We start from the raw sequence: 20,909 nt of genomic DNA, 5'->3' as shown, positions 1-20,909 counted from the left end.
GTGAAGAGTGAAAAGTGAAAAATAAGCTACCGCAGTGACCTTGACATGTAATGCTTAACAAGTCACTGCGGTAGCCTATTTTTCACTCTTCACTTTTCACTTATCATTTTTCACTTAATAGCTAGTAAAACATGTGTGGAATCGTCGCTTATTTAGGCGCTGCGGAAGCCTACCCAAAACTCATCAAAGGACTTAAGAGACTGGAGTACCGTGGATACGACAGCTCGGGAGTTGCCCTTCACAACGGCGACTTACTGGTATACAAAAAAAAAGGAAAGGTCAGTGACCTGGAAGCATTCACGGAGGGAAAACCACTTCATGCTTCCATTGGCATTGGACATACCCGTTGGGCCACCCACGGCGAACCCAATGACGTAAATGCCCACCCCCACCTTTCTTCCAATGGCCGTTTGGCCTTGGTGCACAATGGCATCATTGAAAATTACGATTTGTTAAAAACGGCGCTCCTGAAAGAAGGACACGTTTTTCACAGCGATACGGATACGGAAGTTTTGGTCAACTTGATTCAGGCCGTACAAGACCGAGATCAACTCCCCCTGGAAGAAGCAGTGCGCCTGGCACTTACCCGAGTGGTTGGTGCCTATGCGATTGTGGTGATGGATCAGCAGGATCCCAATAAATTGGTGGCTGCCCGCAAAGCCAGTCCACTTGTGCTGGGCCTGGGTGATCAAGAGTTTTTCCTGGCCTCCGATGCCACACCTATTGTGGAGCATACCAATCGGGTGATTTACCTCAATGACGAGGAAATTGCGGTATTGCACCGCGACGGACGCTACGACATTCGGAGCATCAACAACGAAAAACAAACGCCCTTCATCCATGAATTGGACATGAAGATCGAGTTGCTGGAAAAAGGCGGCTACGATTATTTCATGCTCAAGGAAATCCACGAACAGCCCAATACCCTCCGCGATTGTATGCGGGGGCGCATCAATGCGGATGAGGGCTGGATTCACCTGGGTGGCCTGGCCGATTACGCTTCCAAAATTTCCAAGGCCAAACGTTTTGTGATGATTGGCTGCGGTACCTCCTGGCACGCGGGTTTGATTGGAGAATACCTTTTTGAAGACCTGGCGCGGATCCAAGTGGAAGTGGAATACGCTTCTGAGTTTCGTTACCGCAATCCGGTTATTTCTGAAAAAGACGTGGTCATTGCCATTTCTCAATCGGGTGAAACTGCCGATACCCTGGCCGCTTTGGAAATCGCCAAAGAGAAAGGAGCGTTTCTGTACGGGATTGTCAATTCGGTGGGATCTTCCATTGCGCGTACCACCCATGCGGGCTCGTACATCCACGCGGGACCAGAAATTGGCGTAGCGTCCACCAAGGCATTTACCGGGCAAGTTACCCTGCTGACCCTCATGGCCTTGTACCTGGCGCACCACCGTGGAACCATTTCAGAACAATATTATCGTAAATTGATTGTGGAATTGACCCAAATCCCAGAAAAGATTAAAAGGGTATTGCAACAAGACGATAAGATCAAGTATATTGCAGCGGAAATCAAAGACCACACCAACGCCATTTATTTGGGTCGGGGGTACAATTTTCCGGTTGCGCTGGAAGGAGCACTCAAGCTAAAAGAAATTTCCTACATCCACGCCGAAGGTTATCCGGCTGCGGAAATGAAACATGGCCCAATTGCGCTCATCGATGAAAACATGCCAGTCATTGTCATTGCTACCAATCGCAGCGCCTACGATAAAATCGTCAGCAATATCCAAGAGGTCAAAGCACGCAAAGGCAGAGTCATTGCGATAGTGCCAGAAGGCGACAATACCATTAGCCGGATTGCAGATTATACCATTGAAATACCAGAAACCGAAGACCCGCTTTCGCCCCTGCTGTCGGTGATTCCGCTACAATTGCTTTCGTATTACATTGCAGTAATGAGAGGATGTAACGTAGATCAACCACGCAACCTGGCCAAATCAGTCACGGTAGAATAGCAACCACAAATATGAACAACAGAGAAGCCGTAACTACCATGGGGTACAACTCTCAAAAGGATGAGCTAATCATCCCCGAATATGGGAGAAATGTACAAAACATGATACTTTACGCCAAAGAAATAGCGGATGATCGCGCCCGCCAACAAGTTGTAGAGGAAATCGTCAACATGATGATGATGATGCACCCTCAAAACCGGAACCTGGAAGATTACCGCGTCAAACTTTGGCGCCACGTTTTTAAAATTGCCAATTACGACCTGCGCGTAACGCCCCCCAATGGCATTACACCATCGGAAGCGGACGACAACCGAAAACCGGACAAGGTCAATTACCCAACCGCCGAGCCAGGTTTTCGCCATTATGGCAACAACGTGCAACGCCTGATTCGTCGCGCGCTGGAGATGGAACCAGGCCCCAAGCGCAATGGCTTCGTAGCCACCATTGCCTCTTACATGAAGCTGGCTTACCGCACCTGGAATAAGGAGCATTTTGTCAGCGACGACGTCATCAAAACCGACCTGGAGATCATCTCTCAAGGCCAATTGTCCTTGGATGAGTTGGGTTCCATCGAAAACCTGACGCCTGCGTTCCAAGGCAACAACATGAACAACACCCGCCGCCGGCCCAACAACAACCAGGGTGGCAGCAACAATCGCCAGCAGCGTAGCAACAATGGTGGTGGTGGTGGCGGTGGTCGCGCCTCCTACGGTGGTCGCCAGCAGAACAACAACAATGGCGGTTTTAAGCAACAAAGGAACAATAAACGGAAATAAGGAACATGCGTCATCCCGAATTTTTGGGAAAACGAACCGCGAAAGCGGTTGAATTTTGAATAGCCCCGGTCGTCCGGGGTCATTTCAGTAGCAAAAGGTTTCGCAACCACGGGAGTGGTTGAACTTTCGCTCAGTTGAGTTCAACCACTCCCGTGGTTGTAACCAATTTGACCCTACTATTAACCCCGGACGACCGGGGCTATTCAAAATTCAATCGCTCCGCGATTAGATTTTTAGCTGGATTTTGGCTTTTCAAAAATTCGGAGTGGCTCATGTTCCTAGGAACCCTTTCAGAAATGAATCTCGACGCTTTTGAAGTCATCGGCGGCCAGCAGCTGTCCGGTGAAATAGTGCCCCAAGGAGCTAAAAACGAAGCGCTCCAGGTCTTGTGCGCCCCCTTGCTCTCCGCTGAAAAAGTTACCATTGCCAATGTGCCACAAATTCAGGACGTGCTCCTCCTCATTGAGCTCCTGGAAGGACTTGGCGTAAAAGTGGAAAAAACCAGTGCTGATACCTATACTTTTCAGGCCGACGAAATTGATCTGATCTACCTCAATTCGGCAGAATTCCTCAACAAAGCGAGTAGAATTCGCGGCTCAGTCATGCTGATTGGCCCGCTGCTGGCGCGTTTTGGCAAAGCCTTTTTGCCCAAACCGGGTGGTGATAAAATTGGTCGCCGCCGTTTGGATACGCACTTCCTGGGCTTGCAGTCCCTGGGTGCCGAGTTCAAATTTGATGCAGAGCTCAACGTTTATTTTGTAGAAGCCAAAGCGCTACGCGGCACCTATATCCTCATGGATGAAATTTCGGTGACGGGTACCGCCAATGTCGTGATGGCGGCAGTACTGGCCAAAGGCACCACCACCATCTACAACGCCGCTTGTGAACCTTACGTCCAACAGTTGTGCAAGTTGCTCAACCGCATGGGCGCCCGCATCAGTGGCGTGGGCTCCAATCTGTTGATCATCGAAGGCGTAGAAAGCCTAGGCGGTGCCGAACACCGCATGCTGCCCGACATGATTGAAGTGGGTAGTTTCATCGGCTTGGCCGCCATGACCCAGTCCGATCTGACCATCACCGGGGCCGGAGTAGCCGATTTGGGCATCATCCCCCATATGTTTGAACGGATGGGCATTGAGCTGGAGATTCAGGGCGATAACATTCGCATTCCCGCCCAAGAGCATTACGAAATCCAGAGTTTCATCGATGGCTCGATCATGACCATTTACGATGCACCCTGGCCGGGCTTCACCCCCGACCTCATGAGCATCATGCTGGTGGTGGCTACGCAGGCCCGCGGCAGTGTGCTCATCCACCAAAAAATGTTTGAAAGCCGCCTGTTCTTCGTGGACAAACTGATCGATATGGGCGCGCAGATCATCCTTTGTGACCCCCACCGGGCCACCGTGATTGGCCTCGACCGTCGGCAGCCGCTGCGGGGAATCTCGATGACCTCGCCGGATATTCGTGCCGGGGTAGCGCTTTTAATTGCCGCACTTTCCGCCAAAGGCAAAAGTGTGATCCACAACGTGAACCAGATTGACCGGGGTTATCAGTTTATTGAGCAACGATTGAAGAATATTGGGGCGCAGATTGCGCGGGTTTAAGTATTTTAGGGCAAAATATTTTATTCCTAATTCAGTCCTGCCATGCAAACCAAAGAAAAAACCATTCTCCTCGTTTTTGCCATCGCATCCATTGGCAATTTAGCCTCTACGCTTCTCGACGCTAGTATGCTCAACTATCTGACCAAGCCACTCTTGTTGTTGCCGTTGTTGGTGGCCTGGCAATCCACCACCTTGTTAAAAACCCGCTTTGACCGTCTAATCGCCGGGGCCTTCCTTTTTTCCTGGTTTGGAGATTTGCTCCTGATGATGGTTTCGAGTGCCTGGGGGCAAAAAGTACCTTTTTTCATCCTCGGATTGGGATGTTTTTTGGTGGCTCACCTGTTTTTTATAGCGGCATTTTGGCACTGTAAAGGCAAACGTACGGGGCTGATTCAACAAAAGCCCTGGCTATTAGTGCCCTTTTTGTTGTTTTGGGGTATTTTGATGTACATCCTTTGGCCGGGTTTAGGTGATTTGCGGATTCCGGTTACGGCGTATAGTTTGGTGATCATTGTGATGACGGCGAGTGCGCACAATTTATGGCCTCTAATCACCAAGCCTTATCGTACCTACCTGAGTATCGGCACCATTCTGTTTGTGCTTTCGGATAGTTTGATCGCGGTGAATAAGTTCGCCAGTTCTTTTCCTGGAGCATCCTTTGCGATCATGCTCACTTACATTGTTGCGCAGTATCTGATTTATTGGGGGGCGAAGGGGATGCGCAATTAAATGCACAACTATCGAAGGTTCATTGACTCTTTTTTAAACTCCGACGGCGTCTGCCCGGCCATCTTTTTAAAAAAGCGGCTAAAATGCGCGGGTTCTGAAAACCCCAACTCATACCCAACTTCACCTGCGGACAAATCAGTGTACAACATTAGTCTTTTGCTTTCCAGGAAAATACGGTTGGCGATGATTTGCAAGGGGCTTTTATCATTGAATTTTGAGAACAGGTTGCTCAGGGTTTTAGGGGACTTGAACATCAGGTTGGCATAATCCTGGACCTGGTGGATTTTTTTGTAATTCATTTCAACCAATAGATTGAATTGTCGGATGGTGTCCAGATCTGGATTGTCCAATTGGCCAATGGGCGATTGTTCCTTGATCAGTCGGGTCAGCTTAATGATGAGGCGTTTGAGCAATACCCTCAACATCTCTCCTTGAATGTTGTCCCGCGTGTCAAATTCATCCCGGAAAACTTCCACCAGAATGCTGAAGCTCCGGGTGAATTTCTCGTCCAAAAAAATGGCATTGGTTTCTCGCCAGCCATAAAACAACAAACCAGAACAAGAAACCTCAGCGTCGTGGGTAATGATGCAATAAAACTCCCGGTTGAACTGCCAGATCACCGCATCCTCCGAACGCTCCAAGCGAAAAGAATGGCTAACATTGAGCGCAATAAAGGTATTTTCAGGCACTTCAAAGCGCTGTTCGTCCACACTGATCCGCTGTGATTTACCCCGATTCCAGATCAGGGCATTGAATTTTTTGTCCTGCTCCTGAAAAAAATAGCGGGTAAAGTCCTGCTCATTAATGGTCATCAAAAATTGCCCTCCTGAAGTGGATTCTCGGTACTCGTAACGCATAAGGCTATTTTAGGAAATCACTTCGCTGGTTTCAACTAATGGTGTTGCCTCGCCAATCTCCCATTCCCCTTTGATCATGCGATGAATGTAACAATTGTCGGCTTGTTTAAAAAGTTCTGCGCGTTGATCTTCGGTAAGATCACCTTCAATCTTGAGCGCAACTTTTACCTGGGAGGCCAAACTTCGATCGGGGCCGCGCTTGACCGACATTTCCAGTTGGGCATCTACCTCTCGAATCTCCCAGCCATTTTTACGCGCAATGAACCGCACTGTGGCAACTTTACACGCCGCTAATGCCGCCAATAATAAGTCTTCCGGCGAAAAACCCTGATCGGTGCCTTTGCTCGCAATAGGTTCATCACTAAGGATGGAATGACGGCCATTGGAAATGATGGATTGAAAACCAGTGGACAGGTTTTTGATGTTGATTTTGGTTGCCATGACTTGATGTTTCTTTTTTTGACCCTGTAAAAATAGGGGCAAAATTGCTGAAGCAACTTACCAATTTCGCCCCTACTCTTACCAATTTTCCTTCAAATAGTTTAAACGCTGGCAACTTCCAGCTCCACCGCAACCGGGAAGTCGATCGGAATTTGCGTTACCCCGTGTATAAAATTGGAGATGATTTTGTCTCCAACAACGATAATGATGTCAATGACATTGGCTTGAGTATAACCCGCTGCCAATAATTTTTCAATTGATTCAGGAGCAGGTTTACCCCGCTTGATGGTCAGGTCTTTCGTAAATTTGGCTAGTGCATCCAGTTTGGCATCAAAAGCAACTTCACCCGTACGGATTTCCAAAATTTGATCTTCGCTAAAGCCGTGCATTTTACCCAGGGCGGTATGCGCGCTCAAGCAGTATAGACATTCATTTACCTGACTTACCACCAGGTTGATCACTTCACGTTCTTTTGCGCGCAGGGTGCTTTTGCGGTTTTGCAGGGTAAGGTAATCTCCTAACGCGGTTTCATTCAGCGCAAAAGTGGCGTACAGATTAGGTACAAAACCCAGGCCTTTTTGCAGGTTATCGAAAATAGCCTGATTGTTGGCCGAAACTTGATCACGGGTTGGAACATTGAAGTGTGTCATCGTTTGAGATTTTTGATGATGGTAAATCTGTTTTTTGATGACACAAAGATGCAGGGGAAAAGAGCCAAAAAGTTAGGCGATATTCCCTCTAGATTTATCAATTCTTCCCATCTTTGTTTTTACGGCTGCCCCGTATTCCGGTACCGCCACACCGAGCGAATCATCCTGAAAGGCAGAATCACCAATGTAATGACGCTCCCTACCCCAAATAGTATAAACTCATTGCGCACATATTTCACCATGGTCCGGGAGGTTTCAATGGGCAGCAGCCCTACCAAATCTTCTGGCTCGTTGTAGTCCAAAAAAACCTGAAAACGGTTCATTTCCTGAATGAGCAAAAAAATGGCCGGGATGGTCCCACAAATCAAAGCCACTTTCAACCACTGCATTTTGGCTAAAAAGGTGGTGGGTAATAAAAAAATGTAACGCGCCACGGTGACAAAGGTGACGATGTAAATGATGTTGACCCTCCAAAATGGATAGCCCTCCGTGTATATGTAGACGGGCGCCAATACCAGGGCCAAAAATAAGCCCGTAAGCAGCCACCATAACAACTCCAAACGGAGCTTTTGTGCGTTGGATATTTCTTGCATGACATTTTTGATAAAAACTGCGCAAAGGTAGGCAAACTGAGCTACTTTTTTGCTGCTTGCAAAAAAGACAACAAAACGCCGAGAGGTTATTTGGGTGAATGGAAATAATTTTCTAACATTGAAAATTATTGAAACTATAAACATGACAAGCACACCAACCGCAAAACCCGTAGACTTGACCACGGAAGAAAAGAAGACCATTCGGGCAGTAATTCTGGCCTCATCGGTAGGCACTTTGATCGAATGGTACGACTTCTACATTTTTGGAGCACTGGCGACGATCATTTCCACCAAATTTTTTCCAGCTAGCAACCCTACCGCTGCCTACCTTTCGGTACTGGCTACTTTTGCAGCGGGTTTCATTGTCCGTCCATTTGGGGCACTCGTCTTTGGCCGTTTGGGGGACCTGGTCGGTCGGAAATACACCTTTTTACTGACCCTGATCATCATGGGGGGCTCTACTTTTGCCATTGGTTTGGTGCCCAGTTATGCGGCCATTGGCGCGGCGGCACCGCTGCTGGTTTTGCTCCTGCGCTTGTTACAAGGGCTGGCACTCGGTGGTGAATACGGGGGCGCAGCCACCTATGTGGCCGAGCACTCGCCCGCCCATCAACGCGGGTTTTACACCAGTTGGATTCAAACCACGGCTACCCTGGGTCTGTTCCTCGCTTTGGGCGTAATCCTTTTTACGCGCAACTCCATGGGGGTAGCCAGTTTTGGTGAATGGGGCTGGCGGATTCCATTCCTCGTATCGGCGTTTTTGATCGGCATCTCGATTTACATCCGTTTGCGCATGAACGAGTCGCCACTGTTTCGCAAAATCAAGGCGGAAGGTAAGGTGTCCGCCAACCCACTAAAAGATTCCTTCACCAAACGCGCCAACATGAAGATGGTTTTGCTGGCCTTGTTTGGCGCCACGATGGGGCAAGGTGTGGTTTGGTACACGGGACAGTTTTATGCCTTGTCTTTTATCGAAAAAACCTGTAGCATCGAGTTTGTCCAAGCGCGCAACATCATCCTGATTGCCCTGGCGATTGCCACCCCGGCATTTGTGCTCTTTGGCTGGTTGAGTGATAAAATTGGGCGCAAGTACATCATGCTAGCGGGCATGTTGCTGGCGATTGTAAGCTATCGACCTATTTACAAAGCCATGTATGGTTTGGCGGACTTGACTCAAAAGCAAGAAATCACCACCCAAACCTCGAATGTGAATAGCAGTGAAAAGGTAAAAGCGGGAACCATCACCACTGCCGTGCTCAGCAAAGCTTATACCGACGGGACGACCTACAAAGAAACGACCAAAACCACTCAATTGATCGATGCTGCGGCCACTGCGCCCGCACCAGTAGTCACCAAAGAAGTAACCCTCAGCACGAATGGTTTTTGGATGATGATTCTCCTGATTGTCATTCAGGTGTTGTATGTAACGATGGTTTATGGCCCAATTGCCGCATTCCTGGTGGAAATTTTTCCCACGCGCATCCGCTACAGCTCCATGTCGCTGCCCTACCACATCGGCAACGGGATTTTTGGTGGGCTCACGCCCTATATCGCCACCCGTTTGACCACCAGTATGGGCGATCCTTATGCGGGTTTGTGGTGGCCAATTGTGATTGCATTCCTTTGCCTGGTCATTGGTGCGGTGTATTTATCCAACAAAATCGATCCCAACGTAGAGGATTAAAAATAGACGAGCGATGAACGCAATCAAAAGAATACTTGGCTTGGTTTGGATGGTTTTAGGCCCGGCGGGCATCATCTTTGGGATCATAGAGGCCATGAGGGAACTGTCACCAAACGCTGCGGTTCCGGCAAGCCAGGAAACTTACACGTTCTGGATCATTATCCTGACCATTTTTGTGCCCATTGCCGCAGGGATGTCACTGATGGGCTACTATGCCTGGCAGGGGGATTATGACCACCTGGATGAGGAACGAGGCGTCGAGTGAGGGCATCAAGCAAAGCAACGTCAACGTCTAACTTTGTGCACATTGTGTCCTCTTTTTTTTCCTTTGTGCTAAAAAAATATCGCGCTGGTAGTTTTGAGGCTTTGGTGCTCACAACTCTACCACCATCTGAATATTACTCCGCTCATAAGGCGAAGGATATCCACTGATTTTTTCAAAACCCAACTTGTAATACAAACTGATCGCCGGTTTGAGGAGGGTATTGCTTTCCAAAAATACCTTCTTGGCCCCCAGTGTCCGAGCTTTGTCCAGGATCGCTTTGCCCAGCAAAAAACCGATGTTTTTGCCTTGCGCCGCTGGGCTGACCGCCATTTTCCCCAGCTCATAGTCAAATACGGGGTGGTCTTTTTTGATCAAAGCACAGACCCCGACTGGTTGATCCTGGTACAATGCCACCAAAATATACCCTCCTTTGTCCAAAATATAACTTTGGGGATGATCTAGCGCCTGGTAATCGGCAGCCTCCATTTTGAAGTATTGGGTGATCCACTCGGCGTTCAAATCCCGAAAAGCTTGTTGGTACGTGGAGTTGTAGTCCACAATTTTTACCGCCTGGCTTTCGCGCGCCTTGCGCTGTTCGATCACCCGCTGCAACAATGATTTTTGGCTGAGTAAAAATTCCCATTCTTCGATGGCCTTCCACAAGTCGTGGTTGCTTTGGGCCATCATGGCCCCGATGGCGTTGTCTACATCTTCAAATTGGGGCGCAATTTTAGCATTGATGGCCAGGCCCAGTTCGGAAAGGCTAACCAGGTTTTTGCGGGCATCATTCTCGTCGCTGCCAAAGGCAATCAGGCCACTTTTGGCCATTTCGCGGATGATTTTGCTGACCGAAACATGGGAGTGCTCAATTTCTTCGGCGATACCAGTGATGGTTTTCGCTTCCCCACCCGATAGCACGTAATACACTGGGAACCACTTGGGTTGTAAGTTCACGCCGTAAAGGGTGTAAATCTGGGCAGCATCCTCGGTGATCCATTCACTCAAACGCCGCAGGCGGGTGCCGATGGCTTTTTTGCCAGTTTGTTCGAAAAATGACATGGTGGAGCGTTTTTTATTTAAGTTACGTAACCAGTTACAAAACTAGTTTTTATTTTGATTTGTGCAAATTTTGGGGTTTGATTTTTACAAAAAATGAGTGCCGCACACCAAAATAGAATTACACTTCATCTTTACCCATGTAGCTTTTTTTAGCTCAACTTCAATTCAAAAACAATGCGGATAAACCTTCTTGGGGTGAGTAGCCTGGTGCTACTGCTCGTGCTATCGTCGTGTGAATTATTGGAGGATATGGAATCGCCTATTTCTCCCCAGCCTTGTGAAGAAGCTTCTGAGGAAAGTATTTTGATTTGCGCCATGCCGGAGTATTTTAATCATGTCCCTAGGTACCCCGGTGGGCAGGAACAAATGCTACAATTCATTGCTGATCATGTAGAATGGCCTAAAGGACTAGAAAATTCATGTGTTGAAGGTATTGTTGTTGTAAAAATTATGATTGAAAAAACCGGGAAAGTGAGTTCAGCGGAAATCGCAAAAAGTTTGCATCCTGCTTGTGATGCAATGGGTATTCAAGTAGTACAAAAAATGCCCAATTGGATACCTGGCACCACCAAAGAAGGTATTCCGGTAGCAATCGAAATGAATTTGCCCATCAGATTTCGCCTGGAATGAATACTCTAAAATAATGAAGAGCATCGACACTAACATTGACGCCGCCTACCTTAAACTAGTCGCCAAAATGCCAAACTGGATTCCTGGGCGGCAAAGAGGGATGCCGACCAGAACAGTGATGAATTTACCCATCCGCATTCGTATCGAGTAGGTATTCCGCTTAAAAATCCAGTAAAATTTCCACCAATTCAGCAGGTTTGCTAAAAAAAGGCGAATGGCTGGTCTCCATAGAGTACACCTTTTCACAAGGCATTTCCTGGTACATCTTGCGTTGAATGAAGGGTGTGACGGCTTTATCGAGGGTGCATTCGATGTATACGCGGGGTACCGAGCCAAATTTTTCAGGGCTCAGTTGAAGGGGCGTCATTCCTGTTTCGATTGGCTCAGGGCTGAGCAGCACCCGCGCCAATTGTTCAATGTGAGGGTCACAATCGGCGTACAAACCTTCGTGGTAAATGGCGGGATCGAGGGTAGAAGTTTTCCCGTTTTCGTGCAGTTTGACATATGGTTTCAACACCCCTTCCGTATCCTGGATGGAATATTCGCGCTGGGTTTTTCCGTTGGGGATCAGGTAGGCGGCCAAATACACCAGTTTTTCGATCTTTTCAGGGCGATATTCAGCTACCTGGGATATGACAATGCCATTTTTGCTATGGCCCACCAAAACAACCTGGCCTGCTATGGCGTCAATGCAGTCACAAACGGCTTGCACACTTTTTTCTAAAGTGACTTCCTGCACTGGCGTTTTGTCGCGACCCATGCCGGGCAAATCTAAAGGAATAGCCCGATGCCCCAGGTTTTCCAAAATCGGCACAACACGGTGCCAGTTCCAGGAGCCATGCCATGACCCGTGGATCAAAATGAATGTTTTCATACAATGGATTGTTGTAAATTTGATGGTTCAAAATTCGGATAAAAGCACCATGCTGAAAACCCGAATCTTGCGGACTCTTTTCTCAAAACAATCCTTGCCTATGCACATCGAACAACTCCGCGAGCTTTGTCTTTCCCTACCGGGCACCAGCGAAGGCATCAAATACGGCGATCAGCTTTGCTTCATGGTGATGGGCAAGGTCTTTTGTAGTTCCAACGTAAAAAATCTGGATAAGGCCAATTTTAAAGTAGACGAGTAGGAGTTTGAGGAAATCTGTGAGCGGGAAGGCATCGTCCCGGCCCCTTACGGTGGGGCAAAATTCAAGTGGGTGCAGGTGAGCGATTTTGATTGCCTCAGTGATGGGGAATGGCAGGGGTATGTTCAAAAAGCGTATGCATTGGTAAGGGCTAAATTGCCGAAGAAAGTGCAAGCGGAGTTGGCGAGTTTGGAATAGTACCACCGAGGATATCAGAGCCATACCAAAGCGGCATATTTTAAAGCACAAAGGACACCAAGGAAGCACAAAGGGCACAAAGAAAGCGTCGTCAACGTCTAACTTTGTGCCCTTTGTGCTGCCTTAGTGTCCTTTATGCTCAAAAAAGTCGCTTTGGGAAACTAAAACCTACGCCCTTTGCATTTGCAAATTGCGCACATACTCCCGGTGGTAAAACTCCAGGAACGTAATCATCCGTTTGGTCTCTTCACACCAAAGTTTGTTGTGCATCAATTTCAAACTTTCCCAAAAAGTCACCGTAGTGATGTATTTATCCAGGAACGCATTGTCTTTGGCGCAACGCTCCAGGTGGTAATTCGGAATTTTGGAATTGAGGTGGTGGATGTGGTGATAACCAATATTGCCCGTCAGCCATTGCACCAAGCGGGGCAATTTGTAATAGGTACTGCCTTTAACCGCCGAAAGCACGTACTCCCACTTGCTTTTCCATTCTTTGTAAGCATCCTCGTGCTGGTGTTGCACATAGAAGAACCACATGGCAATGATCCCAAACAGGAACACAATGCTCAATTGGATGAACAAAAAGCGCTGCCAGCCCAGGGCCCAACCTAGGAGCAGGTAACAGGCCAAAAGTGCCAAATTATTGAGGTGCAATTGGGTATGGATTTTTTTCCAGCCACTCAGATTCACCAATGGAATCCGGTTGTATAACCCTAAATAGATCACCGGAGCGATCACAAAGGTAACGATGGGCCAGCGGTAAATGCGATAGCCAACGCGCTGCCAGAAAGATGCTTTCCGGTATTCTTCTACGGTCATGACCATCAGATCGCCGATGTCGCGGACTTCAACCTCCAATTGACCGCTGTGACCATGGTGGAAATTATGTACCCCAGCCCAGTAGGAATAGGGGATGGTGCTGAAAAAACTACAAAACCAGCCAATGATTTTGTTCGCCAACTGATTGTTAAAAAAAGAGCGGTGACCACAATCGTGCTGAATGATAAAAATGCGCACGAGGAAAAATGCGTTGATGGCAGCCAAACCAAAGGTAAGCCACCAAGAATAAAAGGTACTCCAGTACATTAAAGCCCAGAGTCCAATGTAAGGCAAAAAAGTAGTGATCATTTGCAGCACTGCTTTCTTGGTATTGGCCTGAGCGTACTTATGAAACAAAGTTGGCCAATTTTTGAGTCGCTGCCGCAACTCGTCATTGATTTGTTGTTCGGACATACACGATTAACGTTTGACAGAATTAATAGTTTATGAACAGAGCATGATCTGTTCACAACAGTCTAAGGTCAAAGCTACGTGATCTAATGATAAGTCCTACTATGGAACCCAGAATAGATTGGACAGAATTAGGCATTTACTCCAAATTCTAAGCGTTACCGAACCACTAAAACCGGGCAACTTGCCGTCTCGACCACCTTTTCTGTTACACTGCCAAACCACAGGTTTTCCCAGTTGCTATGTCCCTGTGCACCCATGATGACCATATCTACTTCTTGAGTCAAGGCATAATTGCTGATGTGCCGGGCCGTATTGTTGAAAACATTGTCAACGATTACTTCTGCAAGCGTAAAGGGGGTTTTATCGGCGAATTCGGTCAGGAACTTTTCAAAAGCCTCTCTTGCTGCATTCTTCAATAATTGTTGTAGGCCCGCATTGGCGTAAGGTCGATCAAAAGCATTGCTCGGCGGCAAGTCCATGACATACAGCGCAGTAACTCTGGTGTTGGTGTTTTTCAAGGCAATGTCGAGTGCGATGCGCAAGGCTTTAGCCGATAGCTCTGAAAAGTCAACTGGCACCAGAATGTGCTGCAATTTTGCCTGGCTATTCTCCGGCACAACCAACACGTTGCATTTCGCAGCACGGGTAATTCTGCGCGCACTGATGCCACTACCTTCGCTGTGCTTTTTACGACCGATAACCAACAATTGAATGTCCTTCGCGGCGCTCAGGTGGACTACTTTTTGGTAAGGCTTACCTTCACGAACTTCGATGGACAGCTCCAAGCCAGGTTGTTTTCCCAGCGCTTTTTCTACATCTTCTGCCAATCTATCGCGTACTTTTTCATCGGCGGGATAATCTGCTGAAAACAAGGAATGGAATTCAATGTCAACATTTTGAGGGGCGCTGAAATCGGGCATCACATGCAAAAGATAGACTTTTTGAAAGCCGAGCTTTTTATTCAGCGTGCCCACCCATTCCAACAATTTTGAATCCATTACGCTTAAGTCCATGGCAACCAACGTGCGCTTGAATGTGGTCATGGCTATTGATTTTTCATCAAAGCTAGGCGCATTCGAGTGCTACTGTAAATGGTGAAGATCAGTTGAAGCGATGATTTTAGTGCTTGGCAAAGTGGGTCATTCCACTAATTTTTCCACTTCTTCCCGGATTTCTTTTTTGGCATTTTTTAAGGTTTTATTGAGCCCATTCAAAAGGCGGTCTTTCAGAAATTGGGCATAGGCGTATTCAAAGCGGTTTTCCAATTTATTCAAAAACTCTTCGTCTTCATTGGTCAAGGCAGCCTGGATTTCATGGCGTTTGATCCCTGTCCATTCATCCAGTTCGGTCTCCGCAACTTCCCAATCCGCTTTGGTATACTCGGGCGCTTCTTTTTCTATTTTTTCAATAAAGGCATTGAAAGATTTGATGTAAGCATCTTTGCGGCTTTCCTGGCTACAGGCAAACAAAAACAAGGCGCAAAAACTAAGCAAGAGGATCCTCATTGGAGTATGTTTTTGGTGATAAATTGTATCGAAACGTGCAGCAATAAGCACAAAGTGCAAGTAAGACTCAATTATTTTCGATGAAAAAAAGCTGTGCGGCGATGTAATCCGCCATAAACTTGCCACTGGCGCTCAAACGATATTGGTGGTTTTGCACCAGCACCTGGCCTTTGTCAATAAAGGGCTGAACGTTCTCCAAAAAATAAGACTGAAAAACGGGGGCAATTTTCTGAAGGTCACAGCCCCAAATGGTGCGCAAACCCGTCATTACGTATTCGTTGTAGCGGGTAGCCGGGCTGAGTGCTTCCAGTTCAAAAAGTCCAGTATTTGAAAGTTGAGTGAGATCACCTTCGTTCAAAATTTTTAAATACTGGGCATTGTTGGCCACATTCCACTGTCGAGTCTGGCCATTGAAGGAATGGGCCGACGGGCCAATGCCCAAATAAGGCTCACCCAACCAATAGCTGGAATTGTGGCGGGCATAGCGACCGGGTTTGGCAAAATTGGAGATTTCGTAATGCTCGTAACCTTGCGCCCGGGTCGCCTCCATGAGGTATAAAAATTGTGCATTGGCGTGCTCTTCATCTATCGGGGAGGCTTTGCCCTGGCGCACAAAATGATCCAGAGCGGTTTTGGGCTCCACCGTCAGACAATAGGCAGAGAGGTGTGGAATGGGGTATTGAAAAATGGTGTCCAGATTTTTGGCCCACTGCTCGTGACTAGTCGTTGGAGCGCCATAAATCAAATCCAGAGTAAGGTTTTCAAAGCCCACACTCAGCGCATTTTCAATACAAGCCCTAGCCTCCTGGGCGTTGTGGGCCCGATTCATGTAGCGCAAATCTTCCTCGGCAAAAGACTGGATGCCGATGCTCAAGCGATTGACGGGGCTGTTGCGCAAGGATTGCAGCTTTTCCAGACTGAGGTCATCTGGGTTGGCCTCCAAAGTGATTTCCGCATCGGCTTGAACACTGTGGAGCTGATATATTTTGGAAAAAATCTGCTCCAGTTCCCCTGCATCCAACAGGGAGGGAGTGCCGCCGCCGAAATAAATACTACTCAGTGGCGCACCTTGTAGATAGTCTTTTTGCAGTTCCAATTCACGCATAATAGCCTCCACCATCGCCCCCTTCTGCCGCAGCGAAGTGCTAAAATGAAAATTGCAATAGTGACAAGCCTGCTTGCAAAAAGGGATGTGAAGGTAGATTCCAGCCATGGCGTTTACTCTAAGTAGTCCAAACTCTTCCCAAACGTCTCCGGCAAGCTCAGAATTGAAAATACTGCCAGCCCAAAACAGACGCCCCCCACGACTAGGGTTGCGGTAACTAGGTTAATTGAAGCCGACAATGCTGCAAAACTGATCCCAATCGGAATCACCGCCCCCCGTACAAAGTTGGGCACCGTAGTGGTAGCCGTAGCCCGGATATTGGTACCAAACTGCTCCGAAGCAATCGTCACAAACAAAGCCCAATAACCCGTGCTCACACCCAGAATAAAGATTAGGATATAAAACGCCGATGCCGACATGGCTGGGCTAAAAATATAGACCAGCGTCGTGCCCATCGAAAGTCCCAAATAAATCAACACCACCTTGCGCCGACTCCGCATTACCTGGCTCAAAAAACCACTGATCAAATCGCCAATGGATAGCCCCAAATAAGCCATCATCACCGCTGTGGCTACACTGATGGGAGTAGTCACCCCGATGTGTTCGGCATAGCCGGGTGCTCGTTTGATCAAGGTTCCGAGTACAAACCATACGGGCAATCCGATGCTGATGCAATGCAGGTATTTGAAAAAGCGCTCCCGCTCCTGAAACAACAGAAAAAAATTCCCTCGGGAACTGCTCTTTTCCAATTTTTCAAACATGCCCGATTCAAAAGTACCAAAACGCAACAAGAGCAACAAAAGCCCCAATACGCCGCCAATGATATAGGCCGTTTGCCAGGCTTCCAGGCCCCAGAAGGCAATTTTATAATTGGCGATAATGGCGGCAACTACGGCACCCAATGCACCGAGGGTAACAATGATGGCCGTGCCCCAGCCCCGATTTTCTTTGGTCATGATTTCTGAAACCAAAGTAATGGCCGCGCCGAGTTCGCCCGCCAAACCCAAACCAGCCAGGAAACGCACCGCCTGGTATTGTTCCACCGTGGTTACAAATGCATTGAGCAAATTGGCAAGGGAATACATCAAAATGGAGCCAAACAGGATGGATTTACGCCCTTTGCGATCCCCGTATACGCCCCAAAACAAACCACCTACCAGCATCCCGGCCATTTGCCAGTAAAAGAGGTTATTGTCAAACAAATTGGCGACTTGTAATGGGTCGGAAACATTCAAACCCGCCGGGCTTTGGATGCTTTCTTTGCCTATGATGTTGAACAATTGTAAGTCGTAAATGTCCACGAAATAGCCCAGGCCAGCTACAATCACGGTAGAATTGAGGACTTTAGACGTCAGTGGTTTGCTCATAAAGTCTAATACATTGAAAAAGTTATTTCCCCGTAAAATGCTTCAACATAATCACCTCCTGTCTGCTCAAGGGACGTACAAAACCTCTTGGCAAGTCTTTTTTGGTCAAGCCCCCCAAATACACCCGGTCTAACTTAAGCACCTCATAGCCCAGGTGCGCAAAAATGCGGCGCACGATGCGGTTGCGGCCAATGTGGATGGTGATCCCTACTTCAGTGTGAGGCCGTTCCATGATGTAATCCACTTCGTCCACTGGAGCGATGCCATCCTCGAGTTCCAGCCCCTCCCGAATTTTTTCCAAATGTTCTTTAGGGATACTTTTATCGAGGGTAGCGTGGTAAATTTTTTTGATTTTGTAGCTCGGGTGGGTCATTTTTTGGGCCAGCTCGCCGTCGTTGGTTAACAGCAGCAGGCCAGTGGTGTCCCGGTCGAGGCGACCTACCGGGAAAACGCGTTCTTCCACCCGATCCCCGATGAGGTCAAGCACCGTTTTGCGGCCCTTTTCATCGGAAGTTGTCGTGATCACATCCTTGGGTTTGTTCATGATGTAATATACCCGGCGGATTTCAGGCTTGATCACTTTGCCTTTGAATTTGACAATGTCACCCGTCTTGATTTGGTAAAAAGGTTCAATGACGAGCTCGTTGTTGACACTGACGTGCCCCTGCTTCACAATTTCAGCGGCCTCCCGGCGCGAGGCGACACCACAATGCGCAACGTACTTATTTAGCCGCATCCCCTCGGTAGATTCCGGAGCGGTAGGTGGACGACGATCAACTCTTTTTTTGCCGTAAGCACTGGGCTTGCGATTGGATTGTTTAGCCATAAAAGCTTAGACTATTTTTGGAACGCCTGCGGCGTTCTGTTTTTTGAACCAACTGAGGAACCTTAGAAACCATATAACCACCTAAGCAGTAGGCGCTAACTAAGGTGGCCCTATAGTTTCTAAGGTTTCTTAGGTGGTTCAAAATAAAAAAACTACGGGGTTTAGACCACGTAGCCTAAACCCCGACAAAATTAGAACAATTTTATGGTTTAACAGCAGGATTAAAGATTTACCCGCCCATAACGTTCTCCATTGGTGTATTTCACGATGAAAGCCAGCGAAAACCCTTTTCTTTTGACCGCAGCGAGCGCCCTTTTGGCGTCGTCTTTGGTATAAAAACTAGCCACCAGCACCCGGGTCATTTGTTTGCTTAAGATGGTTTCCGTTTGTAGGTTACCAAACTCGCTCATGGCGGTATAGCGCTTATCGCTTGGGCTAAACGCTTTTAGTGCCGCCAACTGAATTTTGTAGTACTCCCCTTCGTAGCGGGGTGCATCAGTGGAGTATTCCTCCTTATCCGCAGGCCCAGCTCCTTTCGCGGTGTATACACCTCCGCTAGGATTGGCGTTGGGGAAATTATTGGGTGGTGGATTGGTACCTGGATTATTGTTACCTGGGTTATTGTTACCCTGATTGTTGGGGTTACCGAATGGAGGATTGGTGCCTGGGTTGGTATTATTGGGATTCCCCGCCGGGTTGGTATTCACCACTGCCCCACCCAATTTTACCAACATCAGGGGCTGCCCATAAGCTTGCCCACTAGGGTTATTCGTTACAAAATTGTAGGCACCCGTAGCATACCCTTGTGCGGTAATTTCTACCCTGAACTTGCGATTGGGCAACAATTCCAAATCGTAAGTACTGGTATTGAATTCGCGGTTGAGCAGAATGGATTCCGACTCATCGGTGCGGATTTCGTACAAGGTCAGCAGGTATTTGTTGATCGGTTCGCCCGTTTCCTGAGCAAATACGCTGCCCTGGAGTTTGGCCACCACCAGTTTGCTTTTGATTTCAAAAATATCGTCGTCCTTGGTGGTCAGTTTTTCGCCCGCCACAATCCGGTTCGATACCAGGAAGCCACCCTCACCGTCGTTGTGTTTGATGTAGTAATAATCATCCGCAGGGGAGTTGTAAGGCAAACCCAGGTTGTCCGCTGGTGCCCAGGTGCTCAAATCTCCTCTGGAACTGTAAATGTCAAAACCACCAATAGAGGTTTGGCCATTGGAAGAGAAATAAAGCGTACCCTCACCCGCACTGAAGTAAGGCGTCATTTCGTCGCCCAGGGTGTTGATGTTTGGTCCAAGATTGATCGGGTTCGCAAAGGTGTTGCCCGTTGCACTTAAAGGCTTTTCTACATACCAGAGGTCCATGCCACCCCGGCCTCCGGTGCGGTTCGAAGCAAAGTAAAGGATCTCTTTACCGTTGTTCTGTACCACGTGGGGTTGGGTTGCGGTAGTGCCTTTGGCATTGATGGATTCCGGCAACATTTCGGGTGCCGACCAGCCAGCCGCTTGTTTGCGGATGACGTAAATTTCACAGCGGGTCGTGTTGTTGCTAAAAGAACCGGCCGCGTCACAAATCGTGAAATAAAAGCGCTGACCATCTGGAGTCAAGGAGCCGTGACAATACTGGCCTTTTTGAATCACCGGAAAATTGTCGGGCGTAGCCCTTTTGCCCCAGGCATTGTCGGCCAGGGAAGAGCGATAAATACGCGCCGTACCACCGATGGTGGAAGAGAAATACAACAAACCTTTGTCGATGGGCAAGGGGGCAAACTCGTTGTCGCTGGTATTCACACCTGCGCCAGCATGGGTGACTTCGATGCCTTGCTGGGCCTGAGCGGGTAGTAATTTACCCAGTTCACTGCCCTGCATCTCGGTTTGTACCACGTCTTCAATCACGGCTTTGCCTTCACCGGTGTAACTATCTCTAAAATCGCTGAAGGCTTTGGAGGCCTTGTCGTACTGCCCATCTTGCTTGAGGCTGCGGGCGTATTTGAGCCCCACCAATGGGAACTGATCGTTTTTGTCCTTTACATTCAGGTAGGCTTCAGCCGCTTTGCGGTAATTGCGCAACACGTAGTAGGCCTCGCCGGCTTTGAAAATGGCTTCGGGCTTTTTGCCTTTTAGCCAGGATTTTTCAAACAAATCGGCTGCCTGCACATAGTTTCCTTTGGTGTAGGCTTCTTCACCTTGTTTCATTAGTTTTTTGGCGCTTTGGGCGCTGAGGGTGCAGATGAGGCTGAAGTTCAACAGCAGAAAAACAAGCTTTCTCAACATAGCGT

General features: G+C 48.1%; 22 protein-coding genes. 9 read left to right on the top strand and 13 right to left on the bottom strand.

Annotated elements, in window-relative coordinates; all coding sequences use genetic code 11:
* Nucleotides 1-131: 131 nt before the first annotated feature.
* From glmS to ACEW9O_RS14535, 4 genes are all read left to right on the top strand, one after another.
* Nucleotides 132-1,970 carry a glutamine--fructose-6-phosphate transaminase (isomerizing) gene (gene glmS / locus ACEW9O_RS14550; RefSeq protein WP_373550905.1) on the top strand — a complete coding sequence of 613 codons (1,839 nt, stop codon included), beginning with the start codon at nucleotides 132-134 and terminating at the stop codon, nucleotides 1,968-1,970.
* 11 nt (nucleotides 1,971-1,981) lie between these two features.
* Nucleotides 1,982-2,746: a DUF4290 domain-containing protein gene (locus ACEW9O_RS14545; protein ID WP_373550904.1), complete on the top strand. Its 765-nt coding sequence runs from the start codon at nucleotides 1,982-1,984 to the stop codon at nucleotides 2,744-2,746.
* Between the two features lie 272 nt (nucleotides 2,747-3,018).
* Nucleotides 3,019-4,353, top strand: coding sequence for a UDP-N-acetylglucosamine 1-carboxyvinyltransferase (gene murA, locus ACEW9O_RS14540; RefSeq protein ID WP_373550903.1), 1,335 nt, complete (start codon nucleotides 3,019-3,021; stop codon nucleotides 4,351-4,353).
* Between the two features lie 42 nt (nucleotides 4,354-4,395).
* On the top strand, nucleotides 4,396-5,082 hold the full coding sequence (locus tag ACEW9O_RS14535; RefSeq protein ID WP_373550902.1) for a lysoplasmalogenase: 687 nt from the start codon (nucleotides 4,396-4,398) through the stop codon (nucleotides 5,080-5,082).
* A gap of 8 nt (nucleotides 5,083-5,090) precedes the next feature.
* Here the strand turns inward: ACEW9O_RS14535 and ACEW9O_RS14530 are convergent, their stop codons facing one another.
* The 4 genes from ACEW9O_RS14530 to ACEW9O_RS14515 form a co-directional block, all read right to left on the bottom strand.
* The gene (locus ACEW9O_RS14530; protein ID WP_373550901.1) at nucleotides 5,091-5,939 is read right to left on the bottom strand and encodes a helix-turn-helix domain-containing protein; all 849 of its coding nucleotides are present in this window, start codon (nucleotides 5,937-5,939) and stop codon (nucleotides 5,091-5,093) included.
* 9 nt (nucleotides 5,940-5,948) lie between these two features.
* Nucleotides 5,949-6,380 carry an OsmC family protein gene (locus tag ACEW9O_RS14525; protein ID WP_373550900.1) on the bottom strand — a complete coding sequence of 144 codons (432 nt, stop codon included), beginning with the start codon at nucleotides 6,378-6,380 and terminating at the stop codon, nucleotides 5,949-5,951.
* A gap of 101 nt (nucleotides 6,381-6,481) precedes the next feature.
* A complete protein-coding gene (locus ACEW9O_RS14520; protein WP_373550899.1) occupies nucleotides 6,482-7,030 on the bottom strand; it encodes a carboxymuconolactone decarboxylase family protein in 549 nt (182 codons plus the stop codon).
* Between the two features lie 119 nt (nucleotides 7,031-7,149).
* The gene (locus ACEW9O_RS14515; protein ID WP_373550898.1) at nucleotides 7,150-7,623 is read right to left on the bottom strand and encodes a hypothetical protein; all 474 of its coding nucleotides are present in this window, start codon (nucleotides 7,621-7,623) and stop codon (nucleotides 7,150-7,152) included.
* Nucleotides 7,624-7,765: 142 nt separating this feature from the next.
* Here ACEW9O_RS14515 and ACEW9O_RS14510 point away from each other — a divergent pair, with 142 nt between their 5' ends.
* Together ACEW9O_RS14510 and ACEW9O_RS14505 are read left to right on the top strand one after the other, a co-directional pair.
* Nucleotides 7,766-9,307, top strand: a complete 1,542-nt coding sequence (locus tag ACEW9O_RS14510; RefSeq protein ID WP_373550897.1) for an MFS transporter — start codon at nucleotides 7,766-7,768, stop codon at nucleotides 9,305-9,307.
* 13 nt (nucleotides 9,308-9,320) lie between these two features.
* On the top strand, nucleotides 9,321-9,572 hold the full coding sequence (locus ACEW9O_RS14505; protein ID WP_373550896.1) for a DUF6814 family protein: 252 nt from the start codon (nucleotides 9,321-9,323) through the stop codon (nucleotides 9,570-9,572).
* A gap of 108 nt (nucleotides 9,573-9,680) precedes the next feature.
* On the opposite strand, the gene ACEW9O_RS14500 is transcribed toward ACEW9O_RS14505, so the two are convergent.
* Nucleotides 9,681-10,631: a GNAT family N-acetyltransferase gene (locus ACEW9O_RS14500; RefSeq protein WP_373550895.1), complete on the bottom strand. Its 951-nt coding sequence runs from the start codon at nucleotides 10,629-10,631 to the stop codon at nucleotides 9,681-9,683.
* 249 nt (nucleotides 10,632-10,880) lie between these two features.
* Here ACEW9O_RS14500 and ACEW9O_RS14495 point away from each other — a divergent pair, with 249 nt between their 5' ends.
* Both ACEW9O_RS14495 and ACEW9O_RS14490 read left to right on the top strand, forming a co-directional pair.
* Nucleotides 10,881-11,261: a TonB family protein gene (locus ACEW9O_RS14495; RefSeq protein ID WP_373550894.1), complete on the top strand. Its 381-nt coding sequence runs from the start codon at nucleotides 10,881-10,883 to the stop codon at nucleotides 11,259-11,261.
* A gap of 13 nt (nucleotides 11,262-11,274) precedes the next feature.
* Nucleotides 11,275-11,412: a hypothetical protein gene (locus tag ACEW9O_RS14490; protein ID WP_373550893.1), complete on the top strand. Its 138-nt coding sequence runs from the start codon at nucleotides 11,275-11,277 to the stop codon at nucleotides 11,410-11,412.
* A 9-nt stretch (nucleotides 11,413-11,421) separates the two neighbouring features.
* On the opposite strand, the gene ACEW9O_RS14485 is transcribed toward ACEW9O_RS14490, so the two are convergent.
* Complete coding sequence (locus tag ACEW9O_RS14485; protein WP_373550892.1) at nucleotides 11,422-12,135, bottom strand: alpha/beta fold hydrolase; 714 nt, start codon at nucleotides 12,133-12,135, stop codon at nucleotides 11,422-11,424.
* A 100-nt stretch (nucleotides 12,136-12,235) separates the two neighbouring features.
* On the opposite strand from ACEW9O_RS14485, the gene ACEW9O_RS14480 reads away from it, so the two are divergent.
* The gene (locus ACEW9O_RS14480; protein ID WP_373550891.1) at nucleotides 12,236-12,394 is read left to right on the top strand and encodes an MmcQ/YjbR family DNA-binding protein; all 159 of its coding nucleotides are present in this window, start codon (nucleotides 12,236-12,238) and stop codon (nucleotides 12,392-12,394) included.
* Nucleotides 12,395-12,757: 363 nt separating this feature from the next.
* Here ACEW9O_RS14480 and ACEW9O_RS14475 read toward each other — a convergent pair whose 3' ends face one another.
* The 7 genes from ACEW9O_RS14475 to ACEW9O_RS14445 form a co-directional block, all read right to left on the bottom strand.
* Nucleotides 12,758-13,822 carry a fatty acid desaturase gene (locus ACEW9O_RS14475; protein WP_373550890.1) on the bottom strand — a complete coding sequence of 355 codons (1,065 nt, stop codon included), beginning with the start codon at nucleotides 13,820-13,822 and terminating at the stop codon, nucleotides 12,758-12,760.
* Nucleotides 13,823-13,977: 155 nt separating this feature from the next.
* Entirely contained in the window at nucleotides 13,978-14,865 is an 888-nt protein-coding gene (locus ACEW9O_RS14470; RefSeq protein WP_373550889.1) for a universal stress protein, read from the bottom strand.
* A gap of 96 nt (nucleotides 14,866-14,961) precedes the next feature.
* Entirely contained in the window at nucleotides 14,962-15,327 is a 366-nt protein-coding gene (locus tag ACEW9O_RS14465; RefSeq protein WP_373550888.1) for a DUF6565 domain-containing protein, read from the bottom strand.
* A gap of 67 nt (nucleotides 15,328-15,394) precedes the next feature.
* A complete protein-coding gene (hemW, locus tag ACEW9O_RS14460) occupies nucleotides 15,395-16,540 on the bottom strand; it encodes a radical SAM family heme chaperone HemW (RefSeq protein ID WP_373550887.1) in 1,146 nt (381 codons plus the stop codon).
* Nucleotides 16,541-16,545: 5 nt separating this feature from the next.
* Nucleotides 16,546-17,799 (bottom strand): MFS transporter, encoded by a 1,254-nt coding sequence (locus ACEW9O_RS14455; protein WP_373550886.1) that lies wholly within the window; start codon nucleotides 17,797-17,799, stop codon nucleotides 16,546-16,548.
* Between the two features lie 22 nt (nucleotides 17,800-17,821).
* A complete protein-coding gene (locus ACEW9O_RS14450; RefSeq protein WP_373550885.1) occupies nucleotides 17,822-18,625 on the bottom strand; it encodes a pseudouridine synthase in 804 nt (267 codons plus the stop codon).
* A gap of 221 nt (nucleotides 18,626-18,846) precedes the next feature.
* Entirely contained in the window at nucleotides 18,847-20,904 is a 2,058-nt protein-coding gene (locus ACEW9O_RS14445) for an SPOR domain-containing protein (protein WP_373550884.1), read from the bottom strand.
* Between the last annotated feature and the right edge of the window lie 5 nt (nucleotides 20,905-20,909).

The sequence above is a fragment of the Haliscomenobacter sp. genome (genome assembly GCF_041740695.1).
Classification (GTDB): domain Bacteria; phylum Bacteroidota; class Bacteroidia; order Chitinophagales; family Saprospiraceae; genus Haliscomenobacter.
Note: the sequence above shows the minus strand (reverse complement) of the source record. Positions and strands in the feature narration are given on the sequence as shown.

Coding starts and splice junctions, on each gene's coding strand:
- ACEW9O_RS14490 (WP_373550893.1), top strand. CDS start 11,275: ATGAAGAGCATCGACACTAACATTGACGCCGCCTACCTTAAACTAGTC.
- ACEW9O_RS14535 (WP_373550902.1), top strand. CDS start 4,396: ATGCAAACCAAAGAAAAAACCATTCTCCTCGTTTTTGCCATCGCATCC.
- murA (WP_373550903.1), top strand. CDS start 3,019: ATGTTCCTAGGAACCCTTTCAGAAATGAATCTCGACGCTTTTGAAGTC.
- ACEW9O_RS14495 (WP_373550894.1), top strand. CDS start 10,881: ATGGAATCGCCTATTTCTCCCCAGCCTTGTGAAGAAGCTTCTGAGGAA.
- ACEW9O_RS14530 (WP_373550901.1), bottom strand. CDS start 5,939: ATGCGTTACGAGTACCGAGAATCCACTTCAGGAGGGCAATTTTTGATG.
- ACEW9O_RS14525 (WP_373550900.1), bottom strand. CDS start 6,380: ATGGCAACCAAAATCAACATCAAAAACCTGTCCACTGGTTTTCAATCC.
- ACEW9O_RS14470 (WP_373550889.1), bottom strand. CDS start 14,865: ATGACCACATTCAAGCGCACGTTGGTTGCCATGGACTTAAGCGTAATG.
- ACEW9O_RS14445 (WP_373550884.1), bottom strand. CDS start 20,904: ATGTTGAGAAAGCTTGTTTTTCTGCTGTTGAACTTCAGCCTCATCTGC.
- ACEW9O_RS14480 (WP_373550891.1), top strand. CDS start 12,236: ATGCACATCGAACAACTCCGCGAGCTTTGTCTTTCCCTACCGGGCACC.
- ACEW9O_RS14510 (WP_373550897.1), top strand. CDS start 7,766: ATGACAAGCACACCAACCGCAAAACCCGTAGACTTGACCACGGAAGAA.
- ACEW9O_RS14500 (WP_373550895.1), bottom strand. CDS start 10,631: ATGTCATTTTTCGAACAAACTGGCAAAAAAGCCATCGGCACCCGCCTG.
- ACEW9O_RS14505 (WP_373550896.1), top strand. CDS start 9,321: ATGAACGCAATCAAAAGAATACTTGGCTTGGTTTGGATGGTTTTAGGC.
- ACEW9O_RS14485 (WP_373550892.1), bottom strand. CDS start 12,135: ATGAAAACATTCATTTTGATCCACGGGTCATGGCATGGCTCCTGGAAC.
- ACEW9O_RS14455 (WP_373550886.1), bottom strand. CDS start 17,799: ATGAGCAAACCACTGACGTCTAAAGTCCTCAATTCTACCGTGATTGTA.
- ACEW9O_RS14520 (WP_373550899.1), bottom strand. CDS start 7,030: ATGACACACTTCAATGTTCCAACCCGTGATCAAGTTTCGGCCAACAAT.
- hemW (WP_373550887.1), bottom strand. CDS start 16,540: ATGGCTGGAATCTACCTTCACATCCCTTTTTGCAAGCAGGCTTGTCAC.
- ACEW9O_RS14450 (WP_373550885.1), bottom strand. CDS start 18,625: ATGGCTAAACAATCCAATCGCAAGCCCAGTGCTTACGGCAAAAAAAGA.
- ACEW9O_RS14475 (WP_373550890.1), bottom strand. CDS start 13,822: ATGTCCGAACAACAAATCAATGACGAGTTGCGGCAGCGACTCAAAAAT.
- ACEW9O_RS14545 (WP_373550904.1), top strand. CDS start 1,982: ATGAACAACAGAGAAGCCGTAACTACCATGGGGTACAACTCTCAAAAG.
- ACEW9O_RS14465 (WP_373550888.1), bottom strand. CDS start 15,327: ATGAGGATCCTCTTGCTTAGTTTTTGCGCCTTGTTTTTGTTTGCCTGT.
- ACEW9O_RS14515 (WP_373550898.1), bottom strand. CDS start 7,623: ATGCAAGAAATATCCAACGCACAAAAGCTCCGTTTGGAGTTGTTATGG.
- glmS (WP_373550905.1), top strand. CDS start 132: ATGTGTGGAATCGTCGCTTATTTAGGCGCTGCGGAAGCCTACCCAAAA.